This is a genomic window from Promicromonospora kroppenstedtii (genome assembly GCF_044389675.1).
Classification (GTDB): Bacteria; Actinomycetota; Actinomycetes; order Actinomycetales; family Cellulomonadaceae; genus Promicromonospora; species Promicromonospora kroppenstedtii.
Genome location: NZ_JBIRYI010000004.1, coordinates 301,653 through 328,397 on the forward strand (window position 1 = coordinate 301,653; position 26,745 = coordinate 328,397).

General features: G+C 70.4%; 23 protein-coding genes and 1 pseudogene. 12 read left to right on the forward strand and 12 right to left on the reverse strand.

What is annotated here, in order from left to right:
• Window positions 1–7: 7 nt before the first annotated feature.
• The 3 genes from ACH47X_RS08860 to nadA are packed head-to-tail and all read right to left on the reverse strand — an operon-like array spanning window position 8 to window position 2,421.
• A complete protein-coding gene (locus tag ACH47X_RS08860; RefSeq protein ID WP_036959919.1) occupies window positions 8–553 on the reverse strand; it encodes an acyl-CoA thioesterase in 546 nt (181 codons plus the stop codon).
• Window positions 554–584: 31 nt separating this feature from the next.
• On the reverse strand, window positions 585–1,193 hold the full coding sequence (locus ACH47X_RS08865; RefSeq protein WP_036959918.1) for a DJ-1/PfpI family protein: 609 nt from the start codon (window positions 1,191–1,193) through the stop codon (window positions 585–587).
• A 13-nt stretch (window positions 1,194–1,206) separates the two neighbouring features.
• The gene (gene nadA, locus ACH47X_RS08870; RefSeq protein WP_397403494.1) at window positions 1,207–2,421 is read right to left on the reverse strand and encodes a quinolinate synthase NadA; all 1,215 of its coding nucleotides are present in this window, start codon (window positions 2,419–2,421) and stop codon (window positions 1,207–1,209) included.
• Window positions 2,422–2,462: 41 nt separating this feature from the next.
• Between nadA and ACH47X_RS08875 the strand changes: the two genes are divergently transcribed.
• Window positions 2,463–3,038: a hypothetical protein gene (locus ACH47X_RS08875; RefSeq protein ID WP_397403390.1), complete on the forward strand. Its 576-nt coding sequence runs from the start codon at window positions 2,463–2,465 to the stop codon at window positions 3,036–3,038.
• Between the two features lie 162 nt (window positions 3,039–3,200).
• Window positions 3,201–3,554, forward strand: a complete 354-nt coding sequence (gene erpA, locus ACH47X_RS08880) for an iron-sulfur cluster insertion protein ErpA (RefSeq protein ID WP_020014294.1) — start codon at window positions 3,201–3,203, stop codon at window positions 3,552–3,554.
• 206 nt (window positions 3,555–3,760) lie between these two features.
• Here erpA and ACH47X_RS08885 read toward each other — a convergent pair whose 3' ends face one another.
• A complete protein-coding gene (locus tag ACH47X_RS08885; RefSeq protein ID WP_397403392.1) occupies window positions 3,761–4,099 on the reverse strand; it encodes a sulfurtransferase TusA family protein in 339 nt (112 codons plus the stop codon).
• Window positions 4,100–4,142: 43 nt separating this feature from the next.
• Window positions 4,143–5,387, reverse strand: coding sequence for a cysteine desulfurase family protein (locus ACH47X_RS08890; RefSeq protein ID WP_397403394.1), 1,245 nt, complete (start codon window positions 5,385–5,387; stop codon window positions 4,143–4,145).
• Window positions 5,388–5,738: 351 nt separating this feature from the next.
• Between ACH47X_RS08890 and ctaC the strand changes: the two genes are divergently transcribed.
• The 3 genes from ctaC to ACH47X_RS08905 are packed head-to-tail and all read left to right on the forward strand — an operon-like array spanning window position 5,739 to window position 8,874.
• Window positions 5,739–6,662, forward strand: coding sequence for an aa3-type cytochrome oxidase subunit II (ctaC, locus tag ACH47X_RS08895; RefSeq protein ID WP_200836070.1), 924 nt, complete (start codon window positions 5,739–5,741; stop codon window positions 6,660–6,662).
• Window positions 6,662–8,476: an aa3-type cytochrome oxidase subunit I gene (gene ctaD, locus ACH47X_RS08900; RefSeq protein ID WP_036959914.1), complete on the forward strand. Its 1,815-nt coding sequence runs from the start codon at window positions 6,662–6,664 to the stop codon at window positions 8,474–8,476. Before ctaC ends, ctaD begins: the two co-directional genes overlap by 1 nt.
• Window positions 8,473–8,874, forward strand: coding sequence for a cytochrome c oxidase subunit 4 (locus ACH47X_RS08905; RefSeq protein ID WP_020014299.1), 402 nt, complete (start codon window positions 8,473–8,475; stop codon window positions 8,872–8,874). The genes ctaD and ACH47X_RS08905 overlap by 4 nt, the downstream gene beginning before the upstream one ends.
• Window positions 8,875–8,965: 91 nt before the next feature.
• On the opposite strand, the gene trpD is transcribed toward ACH47X_RS08905, so the two are convergent.
• Together trpD and ACH47X_RS08915 are read right to left on the reverse strand one after the other, a co-directional pair.
• Window positions 8,966–10,015, reverse strand: coding sequence for an anthranilate phosphoribosyltransferase (gene trpD / locus ACH47X_RS08910; protein WP_397403397.1), 1,050 nt, complete (start codon window positions 10,013–10,015; stop codon window positions 8,966–8,968).
• Window positions 10,012–10,473, reverse strand: coding sequence for a hypothetical protein (locus ACH47X_RS08915; protein ID WP_397403399.1), 462 nt, complete (start codon window positions 10,471–10,473; stop codon window positions 10,012–10,014). The genes trpD and ACH47X_RS08915 overlap by 4 nt, the downstream gene beginning before the upstream one ends.
• 178 nt (window positions 10,474–10,651) lie before the next feature.
• Here ACH47X_RS08915 and ctaE point away from each other — a divergent pair, with 178 nt between their 5' ends.
• From ctaE to qcrB (ACH47X_RS08945), 6 genes are all read left to right on the forward strand, one after another.
• Entirely contained in the window at window positions 10,652–11,305 is a 654-nt protein-coding gene (gene ctaE / locus ACH47X_RS08920) for an aa3-type cytochrome oxidase subunit III (protein ID WP_051109390.1), read from the forward strand.
• A 105-nt stretch (window positions 11,306–11,410) separates the two neighbouring features.
• Window positions 11,411–12,190 (forward strand): cytochrome bc1 complex diheme cytochrome c subunit, encoded by a 780-nt coding sequence (gene qcrC / locus ACH47X_RS08925; protein ID WP_142037226.1) that lies wholly within the window; start codon window positions 11,411–11,413, stop codon window positions 12,188–12,190.
• Window positions 12,187–13,248, forward strand: coding sequence for a cytochrome bc1 complex Rieske iron-sulfur subunit (gene qcrA / locus ACH47X_RS08930; protein ID WP_397403402.1), 1,062 nt, complete (start codon window positions 12,187–12,189; stop codon window positions 13,246–13,248). Before qcrC ends, qcrA begins: the two co-directional genes overlap by 4 nt.
• Window positions 13,245–14,954: a cytochrome bc1 complex cytochrome b subunit gene (qcrB, locus tag ACH47X_RS08935; RefSeq protein ID WP_397403404.1), complete on the forward strand. Its 1,710-nt coding sequence runs from the start codon at window positions 13,245–13,247 to the stop codon at window positions 14,952–14,954. Before qcrA ends, qcrB (ACH47X_RS08935) begins: the two co-directional genes overlap by 4 nt.
• A 165-nt stretch (window positions 14,955–15,119) precedes the next feature.
• Window positions 15,120–15,749 (forward strand): superoxide dismutase, encoded by a 630-nt coding sequence (locus ACH47X_RS08940; RefSeq protein WP_020014306.1) that lies wholly within the window; start codon window positions 15,120–15,122, stop codon window positions 15,747–15,749.
• A 210-nt stretch (window positions 15,750–15,959) separates the two neighbouring features.
• Entirely contained in the window at window positions 15,960–17,690 is a 1,731-nt protein-coding gene (gene qcrB, locus ACH47X_RS08945) for a cytochrome bc1 complex cytochrome b subunit (protein ID WP_397403406.1), read from the forward strand.
• A gap of 13 nt (window positions 17,691–17,703) precedes the next feature.
• On the opposite strand, the gene ACH47X_RS08950 is transcribed toward qcrB (ACH47X_RS08945), so the two are convergent.
• Complete coding sequence (locus ACH47X_RS08950) at window positions 17,704–17,985, reverse strand: Lrp/AsnC family transcriptional regulator (RefSeq protein WP_020014308.1); 282 nt, start codon at window positions 17,983–17,985, stop codon at window positions 17,704–17,706.
• Window positions 17,979–19,928 carry a DEDD exonuclease domain-containing protein gene (locus ACH47X_RS08955; RefSeq protein WP_397403496.1) on the reverse strand — a complete coding sequence of 650 codons (1,950 nt, stop codon included), beginning with the start codon at window positions 19,926–19,928 and terminating at the stop codon, window positions 17,979–17,981. Before ACH47X_RS08955 ends, ACH47X_RS08950 begins: the two co-directional genes overlap by 7 nt.
• 244 nt (window positions 19,929–20,172) lie before the next feature.
• Here ACH47X_RS08955 and ACH47X_RS08960 point away from each other — a divergent pair, with 244 nt between their 5' ends.
• Window positions 20,173–22,563 carry a hypothetical protein gene (locus ACH47X_RS08960; RefSeq protein ID WP_397403409.1) on the forward strand — a complete coding sequence of 797 codons (2,391 nt, stop codon included), beginning with the start codon at window positions 20,173–20,175 and terminating at the stop codon, window positions 22,561–22,563.
• Window positions 22,564–22,587: 24 nt separating this feature from the next.
• Here the strand turns inward: ACH47X_RS08960 and ACH47X_RS08965 are convergent.
• From ACH47X_RS08965 to ACH47X_RS08975, 3 genes and pseudogenes are all read right to left on the reverse strand, one after another.
• Window positions 22,588–23,421, reverse strand: a pseudogene (locus tag ACH47X_RS08965) (phosphoribosylaminoimidazolesuccinocarboxamide synthase); the annotation flags it as partial.
• Window positions 23,422–23,499: 78 nt separating this feature from the next.
• On the reverse strand, window positions 23,500–25,119 hold the full coding sequence (locus ACH47X_RS08970) for an alpha-amylase family glycosyl hydrolase (protein WP_397403411.1): 1,620 nt from the start codon (window positions 25,117–25,119) through the stop codon (window positions 23,500–23,502).
• Window positions 25,116–26,714, reverse strand: a complete 1,599-nt coding sequence (locus ACH47X_RS08975; RefSeq protein WP_397403413.1) for a glucoamylase family protein — start codon at window positions 26,712–26,714, stop codon at window positions 25,116–25,118. The genes ACH47X_RS08970 and ACH47X_RS08975 overlap by 4 nt, the downstream gene beginning before the upstream one ends.
• Window positions 26,715–26,745: the final 31 nt, after the last annotated feature.

Sequence of the window (26,745 nt, forward strand, 5' to 3'; positions counted from 1 at the left end):
CTCCCGGTCAGCTCGCGGCCGAGGGCTCGCGCGGTGCCACGTCCATCGCGCGGGCCCAGGCCGCGACGTCCTCGGGGAGCTCGGGCGAGGGCAGGTCCTCGCCGGTCGCGTCCCGGACCACCTCGAGGGCGGAGATCCGGTTGCCCTTGCGGTCCAGGAAGCGGCTGGCGACGATTCCGCGGGCGTACAGCTTGTCCCCGCGCGTGAACACCTGCTCCAGGTAGAAGACACGCTCGTCCCAGCCGAGGATCCGCGTGGTGATCTCGAACCGGTCGAACGGCTGCAGGGACCGCCGGTACTTCATGGTCGAGGCCGCGACCACGGGGGCCCAGCCCTTCTCCTTGGCGACCGGGAACATGCCGAGGTCGGCGATCTGGTTGTTCCGGGCGACGTCCATCATCTGCAGGTACGTGCCGTTGTTGACGTGCAGGTAGGAGTCGAGGTCCAGGGGGCCGACGCGCATCCGGGTGACCGAGGGGTCGAGCAGGGTCTGTCCGGGGCGGGCCTTGCGCGGGAAGAGTCCGGTCCAGGTGAGCTGGAGCATGCGAGCCATGCGCCCGAGGTTATACCGAGAACCGGCAGTACTAGATACCTTGTCCGGACTGCGTCGGCGGATGCTGGATCGCGCTGCGCACCGACCGGCCCACGGCCGGCGTCTCCAGGCGTTCGACCAGGTGGAGTGCCATGTCGATGCCGGAGGAGACGCCCGCCGAGGTGATCACGTCGCCGTCGTCCACGTAGCGCGCCTCGGTGTCCACGAGCACGCTCGGGTCCAGCTCGGTGAGCTCGTCGTAGTGCTCGTGGTGCGTGGTGGCGGGCCGGCCCGCGAGCAGCCCGGCGGCCGCGAGCGGCAGGGCGCCGGTGCAGACGCTCGCCATGATCGGGGTCTGCTTGCGGATCTGGCGCAGCCACTCCAGGTGCCCCGGCTCGGCCAGCAGCGGCCGCGTCCCGAGCCCGCCCGGGTAGACCAGCACGTGCAGCGGTCCGACGTCGTCCGCGCCGTGCGCCGGCAGGATCCGCAGCCCCTTGGCGAGGCGCACGCCGGCGCCGTCCCAGGAGAACGTGCTCACGGTCGGCCGCAGCTGGGAGTGGGACCCCCACTCCGCGAAGACCTCGAAGGGCCCGACGACGTCGAGCTCCTCCGCCCCGTCGAAGACGAAGATCCCGATGCGCAGCCCGCCGTTGCCGCTCACACGCTCAGCCCGGTCAGATTCCGGGAAGGGCCAGCATCTGGTCGAGCGCCACCCGGGCCCAGTGGGCGTCGTCGGCGTCCACGACGATCCGGTTGACCATGCGCCCCTCGACGAGCGACTCCATGGCCCACACGAGATGCGGCAGGTCGATGCGGTTCATGGTCGAGCAGAAGCACACCGTCGAGTCGAGGTAGTGCACCTGCTTGTCCGGGTGCGCCCGCGCGACCCGGCGCACCAGGTTCAGCTCCGTGCCGATGGCCCAGGCGGAACCCGGCTCGGCCGCCTCGAGCTGCTTGATGATGTACTCGGTCGAGCCCACGTAGTCGGCCGCGGTGACCACCTCGTGCTTGCACTCGGGGTGCACCATCACGTTGACGCCGGGCACCGCCGCGCGGATGTCGGTGACGTTCTGCTCCGAGAAGCGCCCGTGCACCGAGCAGTGGCCGCGCCACAGGATCATCCGCGCGTCGCGCAGCTCCTGGTCGGTGAGCCCGCCGTTGGGCTTGCGCGGGTCGAAGACCACGCACTCGTCCAGCGACATCGCGAGCTCCAGGACCGCGGTGTTGCGGCCCAGGTGCTGGTCGGGGAGGAACAGCACCTTCCCGGTGCCGTCGACGCCGCCCACCTGGTCGAACGCCCAGCGCAGCGCGACCTCCGCGTTGGAGGACGTGCACACCGTGCCGCCGTGGCGCCCGGTGAACGCCTTGATCGCGGCCGACGAGTTCATGTATGTGACGGGGATCGTGGAGTCCGCGATGCCGACGTCCTGCAGCACGGCCCAGGCCTCCTCGACCTGGCCGATCGCCGCCATGTCGGCCATCGAGCAGCCCGCCGCGAGGTCCGGCAGCACGACCTGCTGCTCGTCGGACGTCAGGATGTCCGCGCTCTCGGCCATGAAGTGCACACCGCAGAACAGGATGAACTCCGCCTCCGGACGGGCGGCCGCCTCGCGGGCCAGCTTGAAGGAGTCACCGGTGACGTCGGCGAAGTCGATGACCTCGTCGCGCTGGTAGTGGTGACCCAGGACGAACGCGCGGCTGCCGAGGGCGGCCCGTGCGGCGCGCGCCCGGTCCACGAGGTCGGGGTCGCTCGGCGCGGGCAGCTCGCCCGTGCACTCCACGCCGCGCTCGGAGGCCAGGTCACGCCCCTGGCCGAGCAGCAGCAACGGGGACGAGGCGGGCTCGGAGAAGCCGGAGTATTCAGCCAGCAGGGTGCTCACGGTCACCATCATGACACGCGGTGGTGACACGTAGTCTGGACGGTGCCACGATGCCTCTCGTGCACGTGCTGCTGCTTGCCGAGACCCTGCCCGACGCCGAGCGACTCGCCGCCGCGTGGCGCGCCGCTGCCCCGCACGCGACCACGGAGGTGCGCGAGGTCCGGGTGCCCGGCCTCGTCGCGGCGGCCCCGGCCGGGCCACGGCACGACGACGGCGACGGTGCCGCCCGCGGCGTGCTCCTGGCGGGGCCGGCGATCCCGGTGGGCCGCCCCGCCGCCGTCGGGCCGCGGGACGCCGGGCCCGCGCACCCGGGGCCGTCCGCACCCGGGCCTGCCCCGTCCGCGCTGCCACGGGCGGAGGGCGCGGAGCTGGCCGGCGTCGCCGCAGGCGCCGACGTCGTCGTGGCGTACGTCACGCGGCTGGACGGCGAGGGGCTGCACCGGGGGGTGGTCGTGGAGGCGGCGGCCGCCGCAGCGCCGCACGCGGTGCCGGTGGTCGTGGTCACCGGCCGCAGCGAGGTGAGCAGGCGGGAGTGGTCCACGGCGGGCCTGAGCGGGGTGCACGAGGTGGCCGGCGACGACGTCGGCCGCGTGGCCCGGACCTGGTCGCCGGGCTGGGCGCGCTGAGGCCGCGGACGGCGACGCGCATCCCGGGTGGTGATGGGATCAGCCGGTACGTGGGCGTACGATCTGAGAACAGACCGGCAAGCGGGAACAGACGGACCAGCCGATGGGTTGGCAACGTCCAAGGATCGACTACCGGTATGTCGAACACGATCGGGAGATGACATGACCGACACCACCACGGACATCGCTACCCACGGCGTCAACGTCACCGACGTCGCCGCGGGCAAGGTCCGTAGCCTGCTCGAGCAGGAGGGCCGCGACGACCTGCGCCTTCGCGTCGCGGTGCAGCCGGGTGGCTGCTCCGGGCTGATCTACCAGCTCTACTTCGACGAGCGGGTGCTCGACGGGGACGCTCTGCGCGACTACGACGGCGTCGAGGTCGTCGTGGACAAGATGAGCGTGCCGTACCTCGAGGGCGCCACGATCGACTTCAAGGACACCATCGAGCAGCAGGGCTTCACGATCGACAACCCGAACGCGGGCAGCGCATGCGCCTGCGGCGGGTCGTTCTCCTGATCGCAGCCTCCCGCTGAGCGACGTTCTCGGCACGACGGGCCGGTCACCATCATGGTGGCCGGCCCGTCGTCGTCCTGGGCACCTCGGGTCGCCCTTTCCCTTTGTCGCCCCTCCCCTTTGAGGCCTAAGTTTCTTCGCTTTGGGGCTGCCCAAAGCGAAGAAACTTAGGCCTCAAAGGGGAGGGCGCGAAAGGGGAGGGGAGCGCGTCAGCCGAGCCGGACCGTGACGGCCCAGCCGTCCCAGTCCTCGTCGCCGCCGACCCTGTCGTCGCTGCCGACCCGGTCGTCGTTCCCGACCCTGCCGTCGCTTCCGACGTCGGCGCCGCTGCCGACGTCGCCCCGCGGACTCCTGGCCCGGTGCTCCCGGGTTCCGACGTGCTCGTGGCCGCGCATGCGGCACCAGGCCGGCACGTCGTGCTTGGCGGCGGGGTCGGTCGACAGGACCGTCAGCTCGGTGCCCGCCGGCAGGTCCTTCGCGGCCGCGGCGAGCCGGATCACGGGCAGCGGGCAGCGCAGCCCGCGAGCGTCCACCAGCGTGTCAGGCACACAGGCCACTCTAGTGACCCGGGCGCCTGATACGTGCGAGGGGTCAGAGTCCGCCGACACCCAGCATCTCGCGGACCCGTGCCACCGCGCCGGGCAGCACCGCGAGGAACCGCTCGACCTCCTCGGCCGTGGTGGACCGGTCGAGGGCGATCCGCACGTTGCCGTGCGTGAGCACGCCCATCGCCCCCAGCACGTGCGAGGGCTCCAGCGTGCTCGCGGTGCACGCCGAGCCGGAGCCGACGGCGAACCCGTGCCGGTCCAGCTCCGTCACCAGCGCCTCGCCGTCCACGTAGAGGAACGAGAACGTGGCGACGTGCGGGAGCCGGCCGTCCGGGTCGCCCACCACCTCGACGTCGGGGATGCGCGCCACCTCGGCACGCACGCGCTCCACGAGGGCCCGGCGCCGCGCATCCTGCGCCACGCGGTCGGACTCGACGGCCTGCAGCGCCACCGCGGCGGCGAACGCGAGCGGCACGCTCACGCCGCCCGGGGCCCACGGGTCCTCGTCCTCGGGCCCGACGGCGACGGTGCGCACCCGCTGCCGGACGGCGAGGACGCCGATCCCCGCGGGGCCGCCCCAGTCGGCGGGGTCGGCGGCGAGCAGGTCCCAGGTGTCGGGCACCGCCACGTGCCCGACGCTCGCCCCGGCGTCGACCAGCAGGGGGACGCCGGCGGCGCGGGCGGCGTCGTGCACGGCCTCGACCGGCTGCACGGTGCCCACCTCACCGTTCGCGTGCTGCAGGGCGGCCAGCGCCACGCCGGGTGCCCGGACGGCGGCGGCCATGGCGTCGGCGTCGACCCGCCCGAACCGGTCGACGGGGATGGGCCCCGGCGACTCGGCGGTCCCACCCCAACCGGCCCCACCGGCCACACCGCCCGCACCGGTCCCTCCGCCCGCACCGGTCGACGCGCCCCCGGCCAGCCGGGCCGCGTGCAGCACGGCGGCGCGCTCCACCGCACCGACCACGACGGCGGAGCCGGCGCGCCGTCGGGCCGCGGCGGCTGACGCGACCGCCGCGTGCAGGGAGGCGGTGTGGCCCGGCGTCAGATGGACCTCCTGTGTCCGGGCGCCGAGCACCGCGGCGATGGCCTCGCGCGCGGCGTCGAGCAGCCGGGCCGCGCGGCGACCCTCGGCGTGCAGCCGTCGTGGGTCGGCCCAGCCGTCGGCCAGGGACTGCTCGAACGCCTGCCGGGCGAGCGGGTGCCACGGAGCGCGGCCGCCGTTGTCGAGGTACACCCGGGCGGGGGTGGTGGACCTGGCCGGGTCGGCCGGGGTGGCGTGGCTCACACGTCCTCCTGCTGCTGGGTACGGTCCGCGCGGCGTGCGCGCGAGCCCGACGAGGGGCTGATCCGGGGTTCGGACGGCGGTTCGTGGCGTGCCTCCGCCGTCGTCCTCCTGATCCTCGCACCCGCAGACGCAGGTCCGGCACGGCGATCGTTCTGACACGACCTGGGTGGGTGTCCTGAACAGCGTGGATGTGTGCCCCAGGTGCGGAGTGCGTCACGTTCCTCTGGGGGCGTTCCGGGCATCATCAGGCCCCGGAGCGCGCTAGGCTGCATCCCATCGAGGACGAAGGTTCTGCGTGGAGCTCGGGAGGAAACCGGTGCGACGCGCCGGACGAGACGTGAAAGGCCTCCCTTGCACTCGAAGCCACCTACCCGCACCCGGCGGGCCATCCTGCGTGCGTCGGCTCTTGCCGCCGCAGTCGCAGTGCTGGCCTCTGGCTGCGCAAGTGAATCCGTCCAGCGCGGATACCTGCCCGGCTACAGCGACGGGGAGGTGACTAACCAGACCGAGCGCATCACCGACCTGTGGGTGGGCTCGTGGATCGCTGCCCTTGCCGTGGGCATCGTGACCTGGGGCCTGATGCTGTGGTGCATCGCGGCCTACCGGAAGCGCAAGGACGACCACCAGCTCCCGGTGCAGACGCGCTACCACCTGCCGCTCGAGCTCATGTACACGGCAGTGCCGATCATCATGGTGCTCGTGCTGTTCTGGTACACCGACCGCGACGTGACGGCCATCAAGACCGTCGACGGCACCGCGACCGAGCACATCCAGGTGATCGGCAAGCAGTGGAGCTGGGACTTCAACTACCTCGACGCCAACGTCTACGACTACGGCGAGCACGAGGCGGACCCCGGCAGCGTGACCGCGGAGGACGAGATCGACGGTGCCGTCGGCACCTCGACGTCCTTCCCGACGCTCTACCTGCCGGTGAACGAGACAGTGGAGTTCACGCTCGACTCGCGTGATGTCATCCACTCGTTCTGGATCCCCGCGTTCCTGTACAAGCAGGACATGATCCCGCACCGGACCAACACGTTCCAGGTGACGCCGACCCGCGAGGGCACGTACGCCGGCAAGTGCGCCGAGCTCTGCGGTGAGTTCCACTCCGGCATGCTCTTCAACGTGAAGGTCGTGTCCGCCGAGGAGTACGACGCCCACATGGCGGACCTCGAGGCGAAGGGCCAGACCGGATCGCTCGGCATGGACCTCGCCCGCACGGCCGGTCCCGTCGACAACCCGGCGGAAACCACGGAAGAGGAGGCTGGGCACTGATGGCCGCAGCGACCACGACCGAGCTGATCCCGGGCCTGGCCCCCGGGCGCCAGACGCTCGGCCGGACGATCATCAAGTGGATCACCTCCACTGACCACAAGACGATCGGGTACCTCTACCTGATCACGTCGTTCATCTTCTTCTGCATCGGCGGCCTGATGGCCCTGCTGATCCGTGCGGAGCTCTTCGAGCCCGGCATCCAGCTCGTGCAGAGCAAGGAGCAGTACAACCAGCTCTTCACGATGCACGGCACCGTGATGCTGCTGCTGTTCGCCACCCCGCTGTTCGCGGGCTTCGCGAACGTGATCATGCCGCTCCAGATCGGTGCGCCCGACGTCGCGTTCCCGCGTCTGAACATGTTCGCGTACTGGCTGTTCCTGTTCGGTGGCCTCATCACCACGGCCGGCTTCCTCACCCCGCAGGGTGCCGCGTCGTTCGGCTGGTTCGCGTACGCGCCGCTGTCGACCACGACCTACAGTCCAGGGTTGGGAGGAGACCTCTGGGTCTTCGGCCTGGCGCTGGCCGGTTTCGGCACGATCCTCGGTGCGGTCAACTTCATCACCACCATCATCACCATGCGCGCCCCCGGCATGACCATGTTCCGGATGCCGATCTTCACCTGGAACACGCTGGTCACCAGCCTCCTGGTGCTGATGGCCTTCCCGCCGCTGGCCGCCGCGCTGTTCGCCCTGGGTGCCGACCGTCGTCTCGACGCGCAGATCTTCAACCCGGAGAACGGTGGCGCCATCCTCTGGCAGCACCTCTTCTGGTTCTTCGGCCACCCCGAGGTGTACATCATCGCGCTGCCGTTCTTCGGCATCGTGTCCGAGATCTTCCCGGTCTTCAGCCGCAAGCCGATCTTCGGCTACACCGGCCTGGTCTACGCGACCATCGCGATCGCCGCGCTGTCGGTGACGGTGTGGGCGCACCACATGTACGTGACCGGCGCGGTCATGCTGCCGTTCTTCGCGTTCATGACGATGCTCATCGCGGTCCCGACCGGCGTGAAGTTCTTCAACTGGATCGGCACGCTCTGGCGAGGGAAACTCACGTTCGAGACGCCGATGCTCTGGTCCATCGGCTTCCTCGTCACGTTCCTCTTCGGTGGTCTGACCGGCATCATCCTGTCGAGCCCGGCGCTGGACTTCCAGCTGTCCGACTCGTACTTCGTGGTCGCGCACTTCCACTACGTGGTCTTCGGCACCGTCGTGTTCGCGATGTTCGCCGGGTTCTACTTCTGGTGGCCCAAGATGACCGGCCGCATGCTGTCGGAGCGCCTGGGCAAGGTGCACTTCTGGATGCTCTTCGTCGGCTTCCACACCACGTTCCTGATCCAGCACTGGCTGGGTGTCGAGGGCATGCCCCGCCGCTACGCGGACTACATGCCGGACGAGGGCTTCACCTGGGAGAACCAGGTGTCGACCATCGGCGCGTTCATCCTCGCGGCGTCCACCCTGCCGTTCTTCTGGAACGTCTACATCACGTGGCGCAAGGCGCCCAAGGTCACGGTCGACGACCCGTGGGGCTACGGCCGCTCCCTGGAGTGGGCCACGTCCTGCCCGCCGCCGCGGCACAACTTCGCGTCGCTCCCGCGCATCCGCTCGGAGTCGCCGGCGTTCGACCTGCACCACCCCGAGGTCGTCGCCATGGAGCACCCGGAGTACAACCGCGGTGTCCTCGACAACATCTACGGCGAGGCCGACCGGCGCGGTCAGGACAAGCAGGCCCAGCAGCGCGCCGCGAACGGCAGCGGTGACTCCGGCCAGAGCAGCACGACCATCGTTGACCAGCCGGACGAGGGGACCAGCAAGTGAAGATCGAGGCGCGGCTGTTCCTCTGGGGAACGCCCTTCTTCGTCCTGGCCGGCGTGGTCTACGGCTTCATGACCGAGTGGCAGGAGCCCGTGGGCTACCTGGGCATGCCGCTCGTCGGTGGCCTGGTGGCGATGATCGGCGCGTACCTGACGCTGACGGCTCGGCGCATCGACGCCCGGCCTGAGGACGACCCGAACGGCAACATCGAGGACGCCGCCGGCGACCAGGGCGTGTACGCGCCCTGGAGCTGGTGGCCCCTGGCGATCGCCGGCTCCGCCGCGATCTGCTTCCTCGGCCTGGCCGTGGGCTGGTGGGTGCTCTACATCGGCTTCTGCGTCGCGGTCATCGCGCTCGTGGGCTGGGTGTTCGAGTACTCGCGGGGCATCCACTCGCACTGAGCGGTACCGCCGGACACACCCCGGCAGGAAAGAATGAGGGCCGGGACGCTGATCAGCGTCCCGGCCCTCATTCTTGTCGTGCCAGGTACGTCTACCGGCTGGCCGCGATCCAGCGGTTCAGGGTGGCCTGGGCCGCCCCGGAGTCCACTGCCTCGGCCGCGAGGTCGATCCCGGCCCGCAGGCGCTCCACGAGGGTGCCGGAGCCCGTGCCGGGCAGCGATCCGTCGGCCACGAGGCCCGAGGCCGCGTTGAGCAGCACGGTCTCGCGGACCGGCCCGGCCTCGCCCGCCAGGACGGCGCGCGCTACGCCCGCGTTGTAGGCCGCGTCCTGGCCGCGCAGGTCCTCGACCTTGATGCGGGTCAGGCCCAGGTCCTCGACGGGGTCCAGGCGGTGCTCGGTGACGTGGCCGTCGGCCACCTCCCAGATGGTCGCGCCCGCGGTCGCCGCGAGCTCGTCCAGCCCCTCGTCGCCGCGGAAGACCAGCGCGGACTTGCCGCGCTCGGCGAACACGCCCGCCATCAGGGGCGCCATCCGTGCGTCCGCGCAGCCCACGGCCGCGGCGCGCGGCTGGGCCGGGTTGGTCAGCGGTCCCAGGAAGTTGAAGGCGGTGGGCACGCCCAGCTCCTTGCGGGCCACGCCCGCGTGCCGCATCGACGGGTGGAACACCATCGCGAAGCAGAAGGTGATGCCGGCCTCGCGCGCGATCTGCGCCACCCGCTCCGGGGTGTGGTCCAGGCGGATGCCCAGCTCCTCCAGCACGTCCGCGCTGCCCGACGACGACGAAGCGGCCCGGTTGCCGTGCTTCACGACGCGCAGCCCCGCACCGGCGATGACGACGGACGCCATCGTCGAGATGTTCACGGTGTGCGCACGGTCGCCGCCGGTGCCGACGATGTCCACGGAGGGCCCGGGCACGTCGATGCGGGTCGCGTGCTCGACCATGGAGTGCGTCAGGCCCGCGAGCTCGTCGACGGTCTCGCCCTTGGCGCGAAGCGCCACCAGGAAGCCCGCGAGCTGGACGGGGGAGACCTCGCCGGTCATCACCCGGTCCATGGCCCAGCGGGCCTCCTCCTGGCTCAGGTCCGTACCGGTCATGAGCTCGGCGAGCAGGCCGGACCAGGTGGGTGCCTCGAGGTTCACGCGGTCCCCGCCGTCGACGGCGCGAGCAGCCTGGCCACGGCCTCCTGGACCTTCACGGCATCCAGCGGGCGCGCCACGACGCCGTCGGCCAGCGACCACGTCGCCAGCCATGCGTCCGCAGGGCGGCCCGTCAGCACGAGCACCGGCGGGCACTCGTAGATCTCGTTCTTGAGCTGGCGGCACAGGCCCATGCCGCCGGCCTGGTCGGCCTCTCCGTCGAGGACGAGCAGGTCCCACGTCTCGTTGTCGGCCTTGTCCACCACGGCGGCCGCCGTGGCGGCCTCCGCCCAGGCGATCTCGGGCGCGCCCGCGTGCAGGCGCGGGCCGACGGCGAGGCGCACCTGCTCGCGCACCGTGCGGTCGTCGCTGTACAGGAGGACTCGCGGGCCCGACGTCGTGCTGCCGGAAGCCGCACCGTTCGCACCTGCGCTGGTCACATCCGTCGTCATGCCGGTCATGCGTCGATCGTGGCACAGACGCAGGCCGCACGGCAGATCTGTCCGCGCCCTTTTCATGGCACTCTGTTCAATCGCGTCAGCAAGTGACGGCCTGGACAGGGCGTTGGGAGGACTTTGTGAGATTCGACGCGAGCGTCTGTGACGGTTCGGCGTTCGGGACACCCGAACGTCGGCCATAATGGCTGTCGTGTCGACCGCAACGGCTGCAGCCACCCCCACGCACCAGCACGTGACAGTCAATCGTCCCAACCCGGTCTCGGTCGGGACGATCGTCTGGCTCGCGAGCGAGCTCATGTTCTTCGCAGCGCTCTTCGCGATGTACTTCACGGTCCGGCAGACGATGCCGGCCGAGGAGTGGGCGCTGCAGGCGGACAAGCTCAACATCACCTTCTCGACGATCAACACGATCGTCCTGGTGCTGTCCTCGTTCACCTGCCAGTGGGCGGTCTTCAAGGCCGAGCAGTTCAAGCCGTCGCGCTCCGGGAAGCTCTTCCAGTTCTGGACCTGGGGCATGCACGAGTGGCTGACCATGACCTACCTGATGGGCGCGTTCTTCATCGGCGGCCAGATCTTCGAGTACACCGAGCTGGTGCACCAGGGTCTGACCATCTCGTCCAGCCCCTACGGCTCGGTCTTCTACATGACCACCGGCTTCCACGGCCTGCACGTGACCGGCGGCCTGATCGCGTTCCTCTTCGTGCTCGGTCGCTCGTTCGCCGCCAAGCGCTTCGGTCACCACGAAGCCACCACCACGATCGTCACGTCCTACTACTGGCACTTCGTCGACGTGGTGTGGATCGCGCTGTTCGCGGTGATCTACCTGCTGCGCTGACCGGTCGCTCGGTCGCCCCGTCGGGCGGCCGTCCCACCCGGCCACGTGCGGTGGCCCAGGTTCATTACAGAAGCTCAACACTCACAGCGAGACGAGGAAATTTTCGTGAAGGCACTCGCCGCCCGCAGGCACCACCGGCTGGCGCCGGTCGTTCTCCTGCTGCTGGCGCTGCTGACCACGGGCGGCGTCTACGCCGCCCTGGCTCCGAGCACGGCTAAGGCCGAGACCGTCAGCACCGCGGACATCGAGACCGGTAAGAAGCTGTTCCAGGCCAACTGCGCGACGTGCCACGGCGCGAACGCCCAGGGCACCGAGGGCGTGCCGTCCCTGGTAGGCGTCGGCGCTGCCGCCGTCGACTTCCAGGTGTCGACGGGCCGCATGCCGATGCAGATGAGCGGCCCGCAGGCCGAGGCCAAGCCGCCGCAGTTCGACAAGGAGCAGACGGCCGCGCTGTCCGCCTATGTCGCCTCGCTGGGCGCCGGTCCGGCGATCCCCACCGACGAGCAGGTCGACCCCGCCCAGGGCGACCCCTCGAACGGCATGGCCCTGTTCCGTACCAACTGCGCCATGTGCCACAACGCCGTGGGCGCCGGCGGCGCACTCTCCGAGGGGAAGTTCGCACCCGCCCTCTGGGAGACGTCGGAGCGGAACATCTACCAGGCGATGCTCACCGGCCCGCAGTCGATGCCGGTGTTCAACGACGCCAACATCACGCCGGACGAGAAGCGGGACATCGTGTCCTTCCTCGTCGAGCAGCGCGAGGGTTCGGCGGGCGGTAACGCGCTCGGCGCCCTCGGCCCGGTGTCCGAGGGCCTCTGGGCCTTCGCGATCGGCCTCGGTCTGCTCATCGGCGCCGCAGTGTGGATCGGAGCGAAGTCCTCGTGAGCGAGAACCAGAACAACCCCGCCGACACCTCGCACGAGGTGACGGTCACCCCGCAGGCGGACACCGACGTCGAGCGCTTCGCCGACCCGGGTATCCCGGAGCACAAGCACCGGCTGACCGACACCGACCCGCGCGCCGCCAAGCGCGCCGAGCGGACCGTGACCTTCCTGTTCGTCCTGTCCATCCTGGGCACGATCGGCTCGATCGTCGCCTACGTGATGGTCCCGCCGGACGGCACGACGTCGGGCGTCCGCCTCTCCACGCTGCTGATCGGCCTCGGCCTCGCGGTGTCGCTGCTGGGCATCGGCATCGCCGGGATCCACTGGGCCAAGACGCTCATGGGCGACAAGGAGATGGTCCAGGAGCGGCACCCGCTCGCGACCAACGACGAGGACCGCGCGATCGCCGTCAAGGACCTGAACGACGGCCTGCAGGACTCGGGCGTCGTCGGCCGCCGCGGCGTGCTCAAGGGCGCGTTCTTCGGCGCCCTGGCGCTGTTCCCGCTCGCCATCGCCGTGCCGCTGATCGGCTCGGTGGGCGGTGACTGGAACGTCTCCAAGTTCAAGCACACCATGTGGCGCACGGGCACGCGCCTCGCGATCGACCCGTCGGGCCGGCCCATCAAGGCCTCCGACGTGACCGTCGGCTCCGTCTTCCACGTGGTCCCCGAGACCACGGAGGAGTTCCGCGAGACGCACGAGTGGATCAACGAGAAGTCCAAGGCCGTCGTGCTCATGGTCCGTCTCAACCCCGAGGACCTCAAGGCCGACCAGTCGCCCCCCGGCGAGACCTGGTCCCACGAGGGCATCGTGGCCTACTCGAAGATCTGCACGCACGTGGGCTGCCCGGTGGCGCTCTACGAGCAGCAGACCCACCACCTCCTGTGCCCCTGCCACCAGTCGACGTTCGACATCGCCGACAGCGCCAACGTGGTCTTCGGCCCGGCCAACCGCCGGCTGCCGCAGCTCCCGATCACCGTCGACGACGAGGGCTACCTCATCGCGCAGGACGACTTCGCCGAGCCCATCGGCCCGAGCTTCTGGGAGCGCCTGAAGTGAGCACCGCGACCCAAGACACCAAGCACGAGGCACCGGCCAAGCCGACGACGACCGTCGGCAAGGCCGCGGACTACCTCGATCAGCGCACCTCCATCGGCGTCGCCGTCAAGGAGTTCGCGCGCAAGGTCTTCCCGGACCACTGGTCCTTCATGCTCGGCGAGATCGCCCTGTTCTCGTTCGTGGTGCTGATCATCTCGGGCTTCTTCCTGACGATGTTCTTCGAGCCGTCGATGGCGCTGGAGCGCTACGAGGGTGAGCACCCGGCGAGCATGCACGGGCAGCTCATGTCCGTGGCGTTCGCCTCGACCCTCGACATGTCGTTCGAGGTGCGCGGCGGCCTGCTCATGCGGCAGATCCACCACTGGTCGGCGCTGATCTTCATGGCCTCGATCGTCGTGCACATGATGCGCGTGTTCTTCACCGGCGCGTTCCGCAAGCCGCGCGAGATCAACTGGATCGTCGGCATCCTGCTCATGATCCTGGGCCTGGCGGCCGGCTTCACCGGCTACTCGCTGCCCGACGACGTGCTCTCCGGCAACGGCCTGCGCATCACCGACGGCGTGGTCAAGTCGATCCCGCTGATCGGCTCGTTCATGTCGTACATGATCTTCGGCGGGGAGTTCCCGGGGCACCACATCGTGCCGCGCCTGTTCACGCTGCACATCTTCGTGGTGCCGGGCATCCTGCTCGCCCTCATCGCCCTGCACCTGTTCCTGATGGTGCTGCAGAAGCACACCCAGTACCCGGGCGGCGGCCGTACCGACAAGAACGTGGTCGGCTACCCGGCCGCACCGGTGTACGTCGCGAAGATGACCGGCAACTTCTTCATGGTGTTCGGCGTGCTCGCGCTGATGGGCGCCACGATGTCGATCAACAACGTGTGGAACTACGGACCGTTCGACCCGTCACCGGTCTCGGCCGGCGCACAGCCGGACTGGTACATGCTGTTCCTGGAGGGGTCGCTGCGCCTGATGCCGGGCCAGGGCACGGAATGGGTGATCTTCGGCTATACCTTGCCGCTGAACATCCTGATCCCTGCCGTGGTCGTCCCGGGCATCCTGTTCACGTTCCTCATCGTCTACCCGTTCCTCGAGGCCCGGGTCACGGGCGACGACCGCGAGCACCACGTGCTGGACCGCCCGCGCAACAAGCCGGCGCGCACCGGCCTGGGCGTCGCGTTCCTGACGGCGTTCATCATCCTGGCCCTGGCCGGGTCGAACGACCTCATCGCCACGCACTTCGCGCTCTCGATCAACGCGATCACCTGGGTGTTCCGCATCCTGTTCTTCGTGGGGCCGGTGTTCGCCTACTACGTCACCAAGCGCATCTGCCTCGGGCTGCAGCGCAAGGACCGCGAGCTGGTGCTGCACGGCCACGAGTCGGGACGCATCGTGCGCTTCGCCAACGGCGAGTACATCGAGGTGCACACCCCGCTCGACGAGCAGGAGCGCTGGCTGCGCGTCAACTACGACGCGCCCGCCCCGCTGACGATCGCCCCGAAGACGGACGCGCGCGGTGTGAAGCGGAAGGGCTACGGCGCCGACAAGCGCTGGCAGGGCCTGTCCCGGTTCTTCTACGAGGACCGTGTCTCGCCCGTCACGCCGGCGGAGGTCGCGGCGGCGCACTCGCACGGTGAGCACGACGAGCTGACCGGCTCCGAGCACCAGGCCGTCGAGGCCGGTGCGGGAACCTCGCGGGAGCACTGAGCGACCTGCGACACCAAGCGATGGCCTGTGTCTCCCGGTCCGCGTCTGCGGCCGGGGACACGGGCCATTGCCGTCCCGGCGGGCACCACACCGGCGCGCGACCAGGACGGCGTCCCACCCTGCGCACCGTCCGGTGCGCGGACCGATCCTGGAGGTACCTCAGCAATGGCTGTCTACACGCTCCCTGACCTGACCTACGACTACGCCGCGCTCGAGCCCCACATCTCGGGCAAGATCATGGAGCTGCACCACTCCAAGCACCACGCGACGTACGTCAAGGGTGCCAATACTGCCCTGGAGCAGCTCGAGGAGGCCCGCGAGACGGGCAACCTGGCCAACGTCAACAAGATCGAGAAGGACCTCGCGTTCAACCTCGGTGGTCACATCAACCACTCGATCTTCTGGACGAACATGGCACCGGAGGCCGGCGGAGAGCCGACCGGCGACATCGCCGCCGCGATCGACGAGCACTTCGGCTCGTTCGAGAAGTTCAAGGCGCACTTCACCGCCGTCGCCGCCGGTGTCCAGGGTTCCGGCTGGGCCGTCCTGGCCTGGGACTCGGTCGGCCAGAAGCTGGTCGTGGTCCAGCTGTTCGACCAGCAGGGCAACATTCCCTTCGCGCTCACCCCGGTCCTCATGCTGGACTGCTGGGAGCACGCCTACTACATCGACTACCTGAACGTGCGCCCGGACTACATCAAGGCCTGGTGGAACCTGGTGTCATGGAGCAACGTCTCCGAGCGCCTGGCACGGGCCAAGACGCAGACCGCGGGCCTCGTCGTCGCCTCGGCGTGATGCCCTGCGCAACCCCGGCGTGACCTCACGGCGCGCCGCCACAGCCTGACCGCTGGAACAGATCCGGCGTACCTCGCGAACGGGGTGCGCCGGATCTGTCATGTCACGCCCTGGTCTGCTGATTCGTCGTCGAGGGTGGTGATGGAGCCCGGCGCGGTGTCTACTGGAGGGCAGGAAGTGGCCCACGCCGCCGATCTCAGGGGTGATGACGTGGCGACGAAACAACGTCCGAGTGCCGTCGGCAAGGCAGCCGACTACCTGGACCAGCGCACCACCATCGGTGTGCTGGTGAAGGAGCTTGCACGGAAGGTCTTCCCCGACCACTGGTCGTTCATGCTGGGCGAGATCGCACTGTTCTCGTTCGTCGTCCTGATCGCGTCCGGCTTCTTCCTCACGATGTTCTTCGACCCGTCGATGGCGCTGGTGCGCTACGAGGGGGAGTACCCGCCCTCGATGAGCGGCCAGCTCATGTCGGCCGCCTTCCAGTCCACCGTGCACATGTCGTTCGAGGTGCGAGGCGGTCTGCTGATGCGGCAGATCCACCACTGGTCGGCGCTGATCTTCATCGGCTCGATCGTGCTGCACATGTTCCGGGTGTTCTTCACCGGGGCCTTCCGCAAGCCCCGGGAGATCAACTGGATCGTCGGGCTGACCATGCTGATCCTGGCCCTGGCGGCCGGGTTCACCGGCTACTCCCTCCCGGACGACGTGCTGTCCGGCAACGGCCTGCGGATCATCGACGGCGTGGTCAAGGCGATCCCCCTGATCGGCGCGTACCTGTCCTTCCTGATCTTCGGCAGCGAGTTCCCGGGCGACCAGGTCATCCCACGGCTGTTCACCCTGCACATCTTCGTGATACCAGGGCTCCTGATCGCCCTCATCGCGCTGCACCTGTTCCTGATGGTGCTGCAGAAGCACGGGCAGTACCCGGGTGGCGGCCGCAGCGACCGGAACGTCGTGGGCTACCCCGCCCTGCCGGTGTACGTGGCCAAGATGACGGGAAACTTCTTCATCATCGCCGGTGTGCTGACGCTCATGGGCGGCACCATGGCGATCAACAACATCTGGAACTACGGGCCGTACGACCCGGCGCCGGTCTCGGCCGGTACGCAGCCGGACTGGTACATCCTGTTCGTCGACGGCGCGCTACGGCTGATGCCGGGTCCAGGCTTCGAGTGGGTCCTGTGGGGCTACACGCTGCCCATGAACATCCTGATCCCTGCCGTGATCGTGCCGGGCATCCTGTTCACGCTGCTGTTCACCTGGCCGTTCCTCGAGGCCCGCGTGACCGGCGACCACCGCGAGCACCATGTGCTGGACCGTCCGCGCAACCGTCCGGTACGGACGGCGACGGGCGTCGCGCTGTTCGTCGCCTTCCTCGTGTGCGCCCTGGCCGCCACGAACGACCTCATCGCCACGCACTTCTCGCTGAGCATCTTCGCGATCACCTGGGTGCTGCGCATACTCCTGTTCGTGGGGCCGGCCTTCGCCTTCTTCGTGACGAAACGTGTGTGCCTCGCGCTGCAGCGCAAGGATCGTGAGCTGGTGCTGCACGGCCACGAGTCCGGACGCATCGTGCGTTTCGCCACCGGCGAGTACGTGGAGGTGCACACCCCGCTCGACCCGCAGGAGGTGTGGCTGCGCACCCAGCACACCTCGCCACGGCCGCTCGAGATCCAGCCCGCGACCGACGCGCGCGGCGTGAAACGCAAGGGATACCGGTCCGACCGGCGGTGGCAGCGGCTGTCCGAGTTCTTCTACGAGGACCGCGTGGAGCCGGCGACACCGGCGGAGCTGGCCGCCGCGCACTCGCACGGCAAGCACGACGAGATCGAGGCCAGAACACCCGCGGGCGTCGGGCCGGGCACCACCGGCCCGCGGGCCGACGGCGAGGGAGCCACCGGACCGGGCGAGGAGCCCCGACCGGGGAGCAGGAGCTAGTCGTCCAGCCTGGCTAGTCGTCGAGTCCGAGCGCGAACGCCTGCTCCAGGTCCGCCTTGGAGAAGGCACGGAACGCGATCAGCGTCTCCGTGTTCTGCACGCCCGGCACCTTGTTCACGCGGTCGGACACGACGCCGGCGAGCTGCTCGTGCTCGGGCACGCGCACGATCGCGACCAGGTCGGTCTTGCCCGTCACGGAGAAGACCTCGCTCACTCCGTCGATGTTCGCGACCTCCTGCGCGACCTCGGGGATGCGGGACGTCTCGGCGTCGATGAGGACGATCGCGGTCAGCATGCCGTCATCGTATCCACGTGCCGGCCGTTCGCGGGTTCCGGCACGGGCGCGGCGGCGTCGGCGGGTTCTCCGGCACCTGCGGCGAGGTCCGCGTGAGCCCTCGACCCGGCGCCGGCCCCAGGAACTGCGTCAGCGCCGGAACCCGCGCCGGCCCCGGAACCCACGTCGGTCTCAGCGCCCTCGCCGATCTCGACACGTACCCGCTCCGACGCCCAGGTCAGGTCGGCGTGCGCGCCGGCCGCGCGCACCGGGCACGCCCAGGTGTCGCTGACGTGCACCAGCCGGACGCCGGGGGAGTCGAGCCAGGCGAGCAGCAGGTCGGTCTCCTCGGGGTGCGCGGCAGGGGCGGGTGCGACGGGCGGCTCGACATGCTCCGCCGTCGTGCGCAGGGCGTCCACGAGGGGGAGCGGGCTGGCGCCCGGTACCGACACGTCGGTGCCGGCCAGCCGGCCGTGCTTGATCACCACGATCTCCCAGCCGCCGGGCTTGCCGGGGGCGTCGCCGATGCCGGAGGGGCGCGCGGCGACCAGCTCCGCGCACCCGGCCAGGGGCCCGATCCGCTGGGCGCGGTGCGCGCCGTGCACGAAGGCGCGCAGGCGGCGCGTGACCTCCCCCGCCTCCTCGTACCGCTCCTGGTGGGCGAGGGCCGCGATCCGGTCGGAGAGGGCGCGGACCACGGGAGCGGGGTCGCCGGTGAGGGCGTCACGCGCGGCCTCGGCCACGTCCGCGTAGGAGGTGTCGGGACCCTCGGTCGCCACGCACGGCGCCGAGCAGCGGCCCATGCCGGCCAGCGCGCACGGGCTGCCGGGGCGCTTGGAGACCAGCGGGATGCGGGCGGTGCACTGCCGCAGGTTCAGGGCGTCGTGCAGGGCGTGCACGGCCTCCTGTGCGGTCCGCCGGGACCCGAAGGGCCCGATGTGCGCGGCGCCCGCCACGACGCCGCTCACGACCGACAGGCGCGGGTAGGCCTCGTCCGTCAGCCGAACCCACGAGTGCCGCTCCGGGAACTTGGAGCGCCGGTTGTAACGCGGGGCGTGCTCCGTGATGAGCCGCAGCTCGCGGACCTGGGCCTCCAGTGGCGTCGCGCACGCGACGGGCGTGACCCGCTCGGCGATCCGGACCATCTCCGTGATGCGCCGCCGCTTCTCGGCGGCGGTGAAGTACGAGCGCACGCGCTTGCGGATGTTGACCGAGGTGCCGACGTACAGCACCTCGTCGCCGGGGCCGCGGAACAGGTAGACGCCGGGGGAGTCGGGCAGCCCGTCGGCGAGGTGCCGCTTGCGGCGCACCTCGGGCGGTACCGGGTCGGCCGCTGTCGCCAGGTCCTCGAGGTGCGTCACGCCCATCGGCGCGAGGCGGTCGAACAGGGCGTGCAGGACGTCGACGGTCGCCCGCGCGTCGGCCAGCGCCCGGTGCTCGGGGGAGACCGTGGCGTGGAACAGGTTGGCGAGCGTGGACAGCTTGTGGTTGGGCGCCTCGTCGCGGGTGACCAGGCGCCGGGCCAGGGGCACCGTGTCCACGACGGTGAAGCCGGGCCACGGGTAGTCCAGCCGGGAGCACATCGCCTTGAGGAAGCCGACGTCGAACGGCGCGTTGTGCGCCACGAGCACCGTGTTGTGCGCGAACTCCAGGAAGCTCGGCAGCACAAGCGCGATGTCGGGCGCCGTGGCGACCATGGCGTTGGTGATGCCGGTCAGCCGCGCGACGAACGCCGGGACCGGCTGCCCCGGGTTGACCAGCGACTGGAACTCGCCCAGGACCTCGCCGCCGCGCACCTTGACGGCACCGATCTCGGTGATGCCGCCCTCCTTCGCGTTGGTGCCCGTGGTCTCAAGGTCCACCACGACGAAGGTGACGTCCCGCAGGGGGGTGCCGAGCTCCTCGAAGGTCGCCTGGTACGGGGCCCGGGTGCCGGCGGACGCGGAGGTGTTCACGGCCCGCACGCTATCCGGAGTCACTGACACGCCCCGGCACGCGGGCCCCAGACTGGGCCCGCGGACCCACCAGCGCCTGGGTCCGGGGCCTCTGGCCTGGGCACACACCAGTTCCTAGAGTCTTCGGATGATCTTCCGGCCCGGGAAGCCTGACCGCCGCACCACACGCGGCGCCCGGCGCCGGTGCCGCCATCCCCTTGTCGAGCGTCCTGCCCCCGGTCACCCTGCCCCCGACGAGCGTGGTCAGGCGCTCATGGAATACGTCGCCGTCGTCGGTCTGCTGCTCCTCGTGGTCGCCGTGGCGCTCGCGGCGGCGACCCCGGTCGGCCGGGACCTGAGCGGCCAGCTCGTCTGCGCGGTCCAGTCCGTCGGGCAGCCGGAGAGTCCCGAGGACTGCGTGGACCGACCGGGGGACCGGCCCGGCGACGACGACGGGCCTGGCCGCCCTGGCGACGACGACTGGCCCGGAGACACCTCGTGCGAGGACGAGCTCACGCTGTCCCGCGTGGCCCAGGAGGACCACGACACCGCCATGGTCGTGATCCAGATCGGCTGCGTCTGGTACCCGATCCCCGTGACGTGCCTGTTCACCGTCTCGGAGACCGAGCTCGACGACGTCTGGAAGGAGGTCGTCTCGGGCGGCCGGGACGAGAGCCTGGAGCGCGAGGGGAACGACAAGATCGTCGACTGCGTGACCGCCGGCTGGGGTGACGAGAGCGAGGACCCGGACGACGAGGCGTGCAACCGGACGATGCCGACCAGCGAGGACGTCAGCCTGGACCCGCCGAAGGTGCGCATCGGCTGCAAGTGGCTCCCGGTGCCGGAGGACGTGTGCGACGCCGAGTGGGAGGCGTACAAGGACTCGGCGCCCGGGAGGGAGCGCGCCGCGACGTCGGGGTGGCTCTACGAGTGCGTCACCACGGCGTACGACAACATGGAGCCCGACTGCTACGTGCAGGTCAACACCCATATCGAGGAGGGGACGGTCTCGTTCCTCTTCTTTCGGATGAGCTCGTCGGAGGCCGTGATGATCGAGAGGCTGGGCGACGGGCGGATCCGGGTGCACATGATCGAGGGCGTGGGCATCGGCGGCGGCGTATCCGGTGACGACATCTTCGGCTCGCCGATCTCCTTCGGTGTCTCCGCGATCAAGGGCGTCACGAGCGACACCGTCTACGAGTTCGTGGACATGGACGACGCCCAGGAATGGATCAACTGGCGCAAGCGGTGGGACGCGGTCGGGGACGGCGACGGCTGCCACGGCGCGCAGGTCAACACCGTCGCGACCTGCATCGGCAACAGCAACCAGAAGAAGTACGACGAGCTGGCCAAGGAGGAGCCCGACCACCACATCGTCAACGACGCCGGCGCGGAGACCAAGAAGGTCACGGTCAACGTAGGGATCGACGGGCAGAAGGGCGGCAAGAGCAAGGACAAGAAGGGCGTGGGCGTGGGCGGCAGCGCGGAGGGCAGCTACGAGGGAGAGGTCATGGTCGAGGACCGGCTGTGGGACAACGGCCTCTACGAGGTGAGCTACACGTCCACGGACATCGGCGGCTTCCTGGTCTCCGGCGCGCTCGGTCCGGGCGGGCCCTGGGGCAAGACCGACAAGCTCGGCAAGCTCATGGGCAAGGGTGGCGTCGGCGCCGAGTGGAAGGGCTCCACGAAGACCACGGTGTACTTCGACCAGAACGGCGACCTGGTGCAGATGTACATCACCATCGACGACCAGGCCCTCGCCACGCTCTGGGAGGCGGGGATCGACGTCGAGACCGACCTGCCCTACGGGTTCGAGGCGGGTGGCGGCTGGGGCAAGAACCAGAAGGAGGGGAGCTCCTCGGTGCAGGAGTTCATCCTCGACTTCAACCAGTACCCCGACCTGCGCGACAAGTTCACCCCGATGGTCGACGAGCTGTTCCCCAGGGACGAGGACGGGCTGCTGAAGAAGGGCGACATCGAGATCGACCGCTCGGACCAGGAGGACGGCGGCGACCTCCGCGAGGAGCTCGAGAAGCACGGCAACGTCCGCGAGCTGACCTACGACGACACCAAGTCCTCGGAGTTCGGCGAGTTCGGCGCGAGCTGGCAGGGCATCGACCTGCTCAAGGGCGAGTGGATCACCGTGGACGAGGAGCGGGTGCTGAACGAGTCGTCGCTGGAGATCACCGACGTGAACGGCGACAAGCAGGTGATCTCGCCGGCGCCGCGGTGCAAGCACGAGAAGTTCGAGCCCGGTGACGACTACTACACGGACGGAACCGAGAAGGAGGAGGAACCGGGCGGTACGTGGGACAACCCCACCTACACCTCGGACGACGGCGGGCCGTACCCGGGCACCGACTTCGACGGTGACGTGCCCGGCGACCGCGGGGACAAGAGCCGGTCGCTCGCCGAGGAGTACGCCAGGGCATTCCCCGACAAGAACATCCTGGTGCTGCACAAGAACATCGCGGGGCGGGCCGAGTTCGGACCGGACGTCGTCGGCAAGGAGCACCTGGCCAAGGTGGGGGACTTCTACGTGATCGGCCTTGACGCCGGGACGGTGACCCGCGGTGGCGACGGCGGCTACATCAACTGGGCCTTCTACGGGAACTACAACCGTCCCGGCGACAAGGTGGTGAAGTTCAGCCCGCGGGAGGAGTGAGTCCTCCCGCGGGGACCCGGACCGTCAGCCCCAGGTCTCGCCCGTGAGCTGTTCGTAGATCTCCACGTAGCGGGCGCGGGTCTCGGCGACGACGTCGGCCGGGATCTCCGGGCCGGGGTAGGTGCGGTCCCAGCCGGTCAGGGTCGACGACCAGTCGCGCACGAACTGCTTGTCGTAGGACCACTGCCCGCGGCCGGGCTCGTACTCGCTCGCCTTCCAGAAGCGCGAGGAGTCGGGTGTGAGCACCTCGTCGGCGAGGGTCAGCACGCCGTCGGCGTCGAACCCGAACTCGAGCTTGGTGTCGGCGATGATGACGCCGCGCTCGCGCGCGATCTCGGCGCCGCGGTCGTAGATGGCCAGGGTCAGCTCGCGCAGCCGGTCCGTGGTCTCCGTGCCCAGGTCCTTCGCGATCTCCTCGACGGAGATGTACTCGTCGTGGCCCTCGTCCGCCTTGGTCGACGGCGTGAACACGGGCTGCGGCAGCCGGTCGGCCTCGACCAGGCCAGGAGGGAACGCCACGCCGGACACGCTGCCGGTGGCGTTGTACGAGTCCAGGCCGCCGCCCGCGAGGTACCCGCGGGCGATGCACTCGACCGGGACGATCGTCAGCTTCTTGCAGCGGATCGCGCGGCCGGCCCACTCCTCGGGGACGTCCTCGCTGATCACGTGGTTGGGTACCAGGTCGGCGAACTGCCGGAACCACCACAGCGAGAGCTGGGTGAGGATCGCGCCCTTGTCGGGCACGGGCGTCGGCAGCACGACGTCGTACACCGACACGCGGTCGGAGGCCACCAGGATCACATCGTCGCCGTCCGCGTAGACCTCGCGAACCTTGCCCTTCCGGATCAGTTCCACGGGGCCAAGGCTAACCCGGTACGCGTACCGGACCGGTGCGCGTACCGGGGCTGGTGACGAGGGCCCGTCACCGGACGGGCTCTACGCGCCCGCGAGGTCGAGGACCGCGTAGCCGGAACCGTCCAGGTGCACGACGTCGGGCTGTGCTCCACCGCCCGGCTCCACCCGCACGCCCCGGGTGAGCAGCGCCCTGCCGTCGGCGGCACCGGCCAGCGGGAACCGCACCGCCGCACTGCCCGGGTTGAGCAGCACGGCCAGCGTGCCGCCGCGCACGTATGCCAGGGGATACCCCGTGGCCAGCACCTCGACGGGCGCCGCAGCGTCCAGGCGCGGGTCGTCGTGCCGCAGCGCGATGAGGTCGCGGACCAGGCGCAGGAGCGAGTCGTCGTCGTCCACCTGGGCGGCGACCGTCGGACGTCCCGGGTCGGGGTCCTCCGGCAGGTACGTCGAGTCCGCGGGCCTGCCCGGGCCGTAGGGGTCCGCGGGCAGGTCACCCCACTGCATCGGGGTGCGCGAGCCGGCCCGGTCGTAGGCCGGGCCGAGCCGCGAGCCCTCCAGCGTGGGCGTGCCCGGCACGTACCGCATGCCGATCTCGTCGCCGTAGTAGACCGACGGCAGGGCGGGCCAGGTCATCGTGAGCACGTGCGCCACGCGGGCCTGCTCGGCGTCGCGCGGGCCCGCCACCAGCCGCGTGAAGTCGTGGTTCGACGTCGGCAGACCCACCACGCCGCCGCGGCCGGTCGCCGCGATGGCGTCCGTCGCGGCCCGCCAGGCCCGCACGAACGTGGCGGCGTCGCCGGCGCCGTCCGCCCCCGCCCACGGCGCCAGCGCATCCCAGGACTCGCTCACCGTGCCCGCGTTGTTGTTCCACAGCGAGCGCAGCGGCAGGCCGTCGTCGTCCCCACCGAACTGGAGGAAGAAGTCGGCGTGGAAGCCCGCGGGCACGGCGACCCGCGGGTCGCCCCACTCACTGATGATCACGCGGCCGGGCCACTCGCGGTCCAGCCAGGCGCGCATCTCGTGCCACAGCCTGCCGGTCTCGACGTGGCCGGGGTCGTCCTTGACGAGCGACGCCGCCATGTCCACGCGGAACCCGGCCACGCCGAGGCCGAACCAGTGCGCCATGATCTCGCGCAGCGCGGCCCGGTTGGCCAGCGGCCCCGGGGCGTCGACGGGCTGCCGCCACGGCTCGGCCGGGTCCGTGCGGGCGTACCCGAAGTTGAGCGCGGGCTGCACGGGGAAGAAGTTGGGCTTGTAGTACCCGCCACGCTTTCCCGGGCCGGGCTGGAAGCCCTCGGCAGGCACGTCGCTCCACACGAACCGGTGGTCGTCCGGGTCGTCGGCCGACGCGCGGAACCACGGGTGCTGGTCCGACGTGTGCCCGGCCACGAGGTCGAGCAGCACGGAGATGCCGCGCCGGCCGGCCTCGTCGGTCAGCCGCGCCAGGTCCTCGTTGGTGCCGTAGCGCGGCGCGACCGTGAGGAAGTCGGCGACGTCGTACCCCGCGTCGGCGAACGGCGAGACGAAGCACGGGCTGAGCCAGATCGCGTCCACGCCCAGCCACGCGAGATAGTCCAGGCGCTCGGCGATCCCGACGAGGTCGCCGATCCCGTCGCCGTTGCCGTCCGCGAAGGACTGCGGGTAGATCTGGTACAGCACGGTGCGCCCGAGGCGCGGGGCGAGGTCCACGGCGGCGGTCACCTGTCCCACCCTACGGCGAAGGTCTCCATGGCCATCAGCGGGCGCACCTCGCGCTCCAGGGCCCCGCGGGAGACATAGCGGCGCATCGCGTCGTCGGCCAGCTCGTTGCCGAGCGCGGCCATGATCATGCCCTGGTCCAGGGAGAGGTAGCGCTGCGAGACCTGGCCGCTGCGCACGGCCACGGCGTCGTAGAAGCCGCCCGGGCCGTACGCGTCGAAGTCCGCGGCGATGTTGCGCAGGTTGGCCATCGCGGCACCCGGCGCGTAGCGCAGCGCGAGGAACGACGCGTGCGGCGTCACCACGCCGTCGCCGTACTCCGTGGGCGCCGGCGAGCCCTCACGGCAGCCCTCGTACGGCTGGTCGACCGTCGTGCGCTCCTGGTCGGAGGTGTAGCCCGGCCCGTCCAGCCCGAGCTGGTCCACGCCGTACTCGCGGTACCCACCGGCCGGGTTGTTGGACGGCGAGAAGCCCCAGTACCCGTAGTCCGCCTCCCGCAGGCCGTGCTCGATCTGACCCTGTACGTACAGCGGGTGGTTGCGGCCCCACGACCGCGGGCCCCACGTCTCCTCGGGCACGAACAGCGGCACCATGAGCGCCTCGAACATGCTGCCGCCCCAGGTCGGCACCACCCGCATGCCGCGGTACGGCAGCGCGCCCTCGAACACGGGCACACCCAGGTGCTCGGCCCACCGGCCGACCGGCCGCGTCTCGGTCCACGACCAGTCGCACGTGTCCGGGAACGTCCGGTACGTGCCGAAGTAGTGCTCCGCCGGGATCTGCCCCTCGGCGATGCCCAGGTACGACGCGATGCGCGGCTCCGTGTTGAACGCGCCGTAGTGGTGGCCCGTGTACCAGACGTCGGCGCCCATCTCGCAGTAGTCACCGGCCACCGGCGCGGTCTCCTGCGGGTCGACGTCCCAGAACCCGCCCCGGATCTGGTTCTGCGCCGGGTCGTAGTAGCAGCCGAAGTCCATGTCCTCGCGGACGGCGTCCGCGGCGCGGGCCAGCGACGGCTCCGCGCGCGCGGTCAGCAGCAGGCCCGTCGCGAGCCACCCGTTGTCCACGCTGGACAGGAACGGCTTGACCGGGTCGCCGCTCGTGGGGAACGTCAGGAGCTTGGCGCCCGTGGCCGGGTCGTACCAGTTGTAGAACATGCCGCTCGGCTCGTGCTTCTCCAGCCCGGCCACGGTGTCCAGCGTGGCCGCCAGGCGCACGCGGGCCTCGCGGCGGTCGATCAGCCCCGTGTCGCGGGCCACCACCGTGCTCCACAGGTAGGCGCCGATGTTGGTCGGTGAGGTGTACCCGCCGCGGCTGGCCGGGTCCAGGTCGCCGCCGATGTTGTCGTCGGGCAGGCCCGTCTCCTCGTCGACCATGGCCTCGAAGGAGCGCCAGGTGTCGGCGGCCCAGGCCTGGAGCTGACGGCGGTCCTTGGCAGTGGTGGTCCGTTCGCTCTCCTGGACCGTGGTCTCCGGGACCGTGGTCTCCGGGGGCGCGGCTTCCGGGGCCGACGGCGCCCCCGTGGCGCTCGCCGGCAGTGCGGCGAACGCCAGGGCGGCGACGGCGGCCGTCGCGATCGTGGTGCGGATCCTGCTCATCAGGTGTCTCCTACGTCGTCGTAGTCGTGAC

What these genes read in the sequence shown, in the direction of transcription:
- ACH47X_RS08860 (WP_036959919.1), bottom strand. Translation starts at nt 553, where the DNA reads ATGGCTCGCATGCTCCAGCTCACCTGGACCGGACTCTTCCCGCGCAAG.
- ACH47X_RS08960 (WP_397403409.1), top strand. Translation starts at nt 20,173, where the DNA reads ATGGAATACGTCGCCGTCGTCGGTCTGCTGCTCCTCGTGGTCGCCGTG.
- ACH47X_RS08975 (WP_397403413.1), bottom strand. Translation starts at nt 26,714, where the DNA reads ATGAGCAGGATCCGCACCACGATCGCGACGGCCGCCGTCGCCGCCCTG.
- ctaE (WP_051109390.1), top strand. Translation starts at nt 10,652, where the DNA reads ATGGCTGTCGTGTCGACCGCAACGGCTGCAGCCACCCCCACGCACCAG.
- ACH47X_RS08950 (WP_020014308.1), bottom strand. Translation starts at nt 17,985, where the DNA reads ATGCTGACCGCGATCGTCCTCATCGACGCCGAGACGTCCCGCATCCCC.
- ctaD (WP_036959914.1), top strand. Translation starts at nt 6,662, where the DNA reads ATGGCCGCAGCGACCACGACCGAGCTGATCCCGGGCCTGGCCCCCGGG.
- erpA (WP_020014294.1), top strand. Translation starts at nt 3,201, where the DNA reads ATGACCGACACCACCACGGACATCGCTACCCACGGCGTCAACGTCACC.
- nadA (WP_397403494.1), bottom strand. Translation starts at nt 2,421, where the DNA reads ATGGTGACCGTGAGCACCCTGCTGGCTGAATACTCCGGCTTCTCCGAG.
- ACH47X_RS08915 (WP_397403399.1), bottom strand. Translation starts at nt 10,473, where the DNA reads ATGACCGGCATGACGACGGATGTGACCAGCGCAGGTGCGAACGGTGCG.
- ACH47X_RS08875 (WP_397403390.1), top strand. Translation starts at nt 2,463, where the DNA reads ATGCCTCTCGTGCACGTGCTGCTGCTTGCCGAGACCCTGCCCGACGCC.
- ACH47X_RS08940 (WP_020014306.1), top strand. Translation starts at nt 15,120, where the DNA reads ATGGCTGTCTACACGCTCCCTGACCTGACCTACGACTACGCCGCGCTC.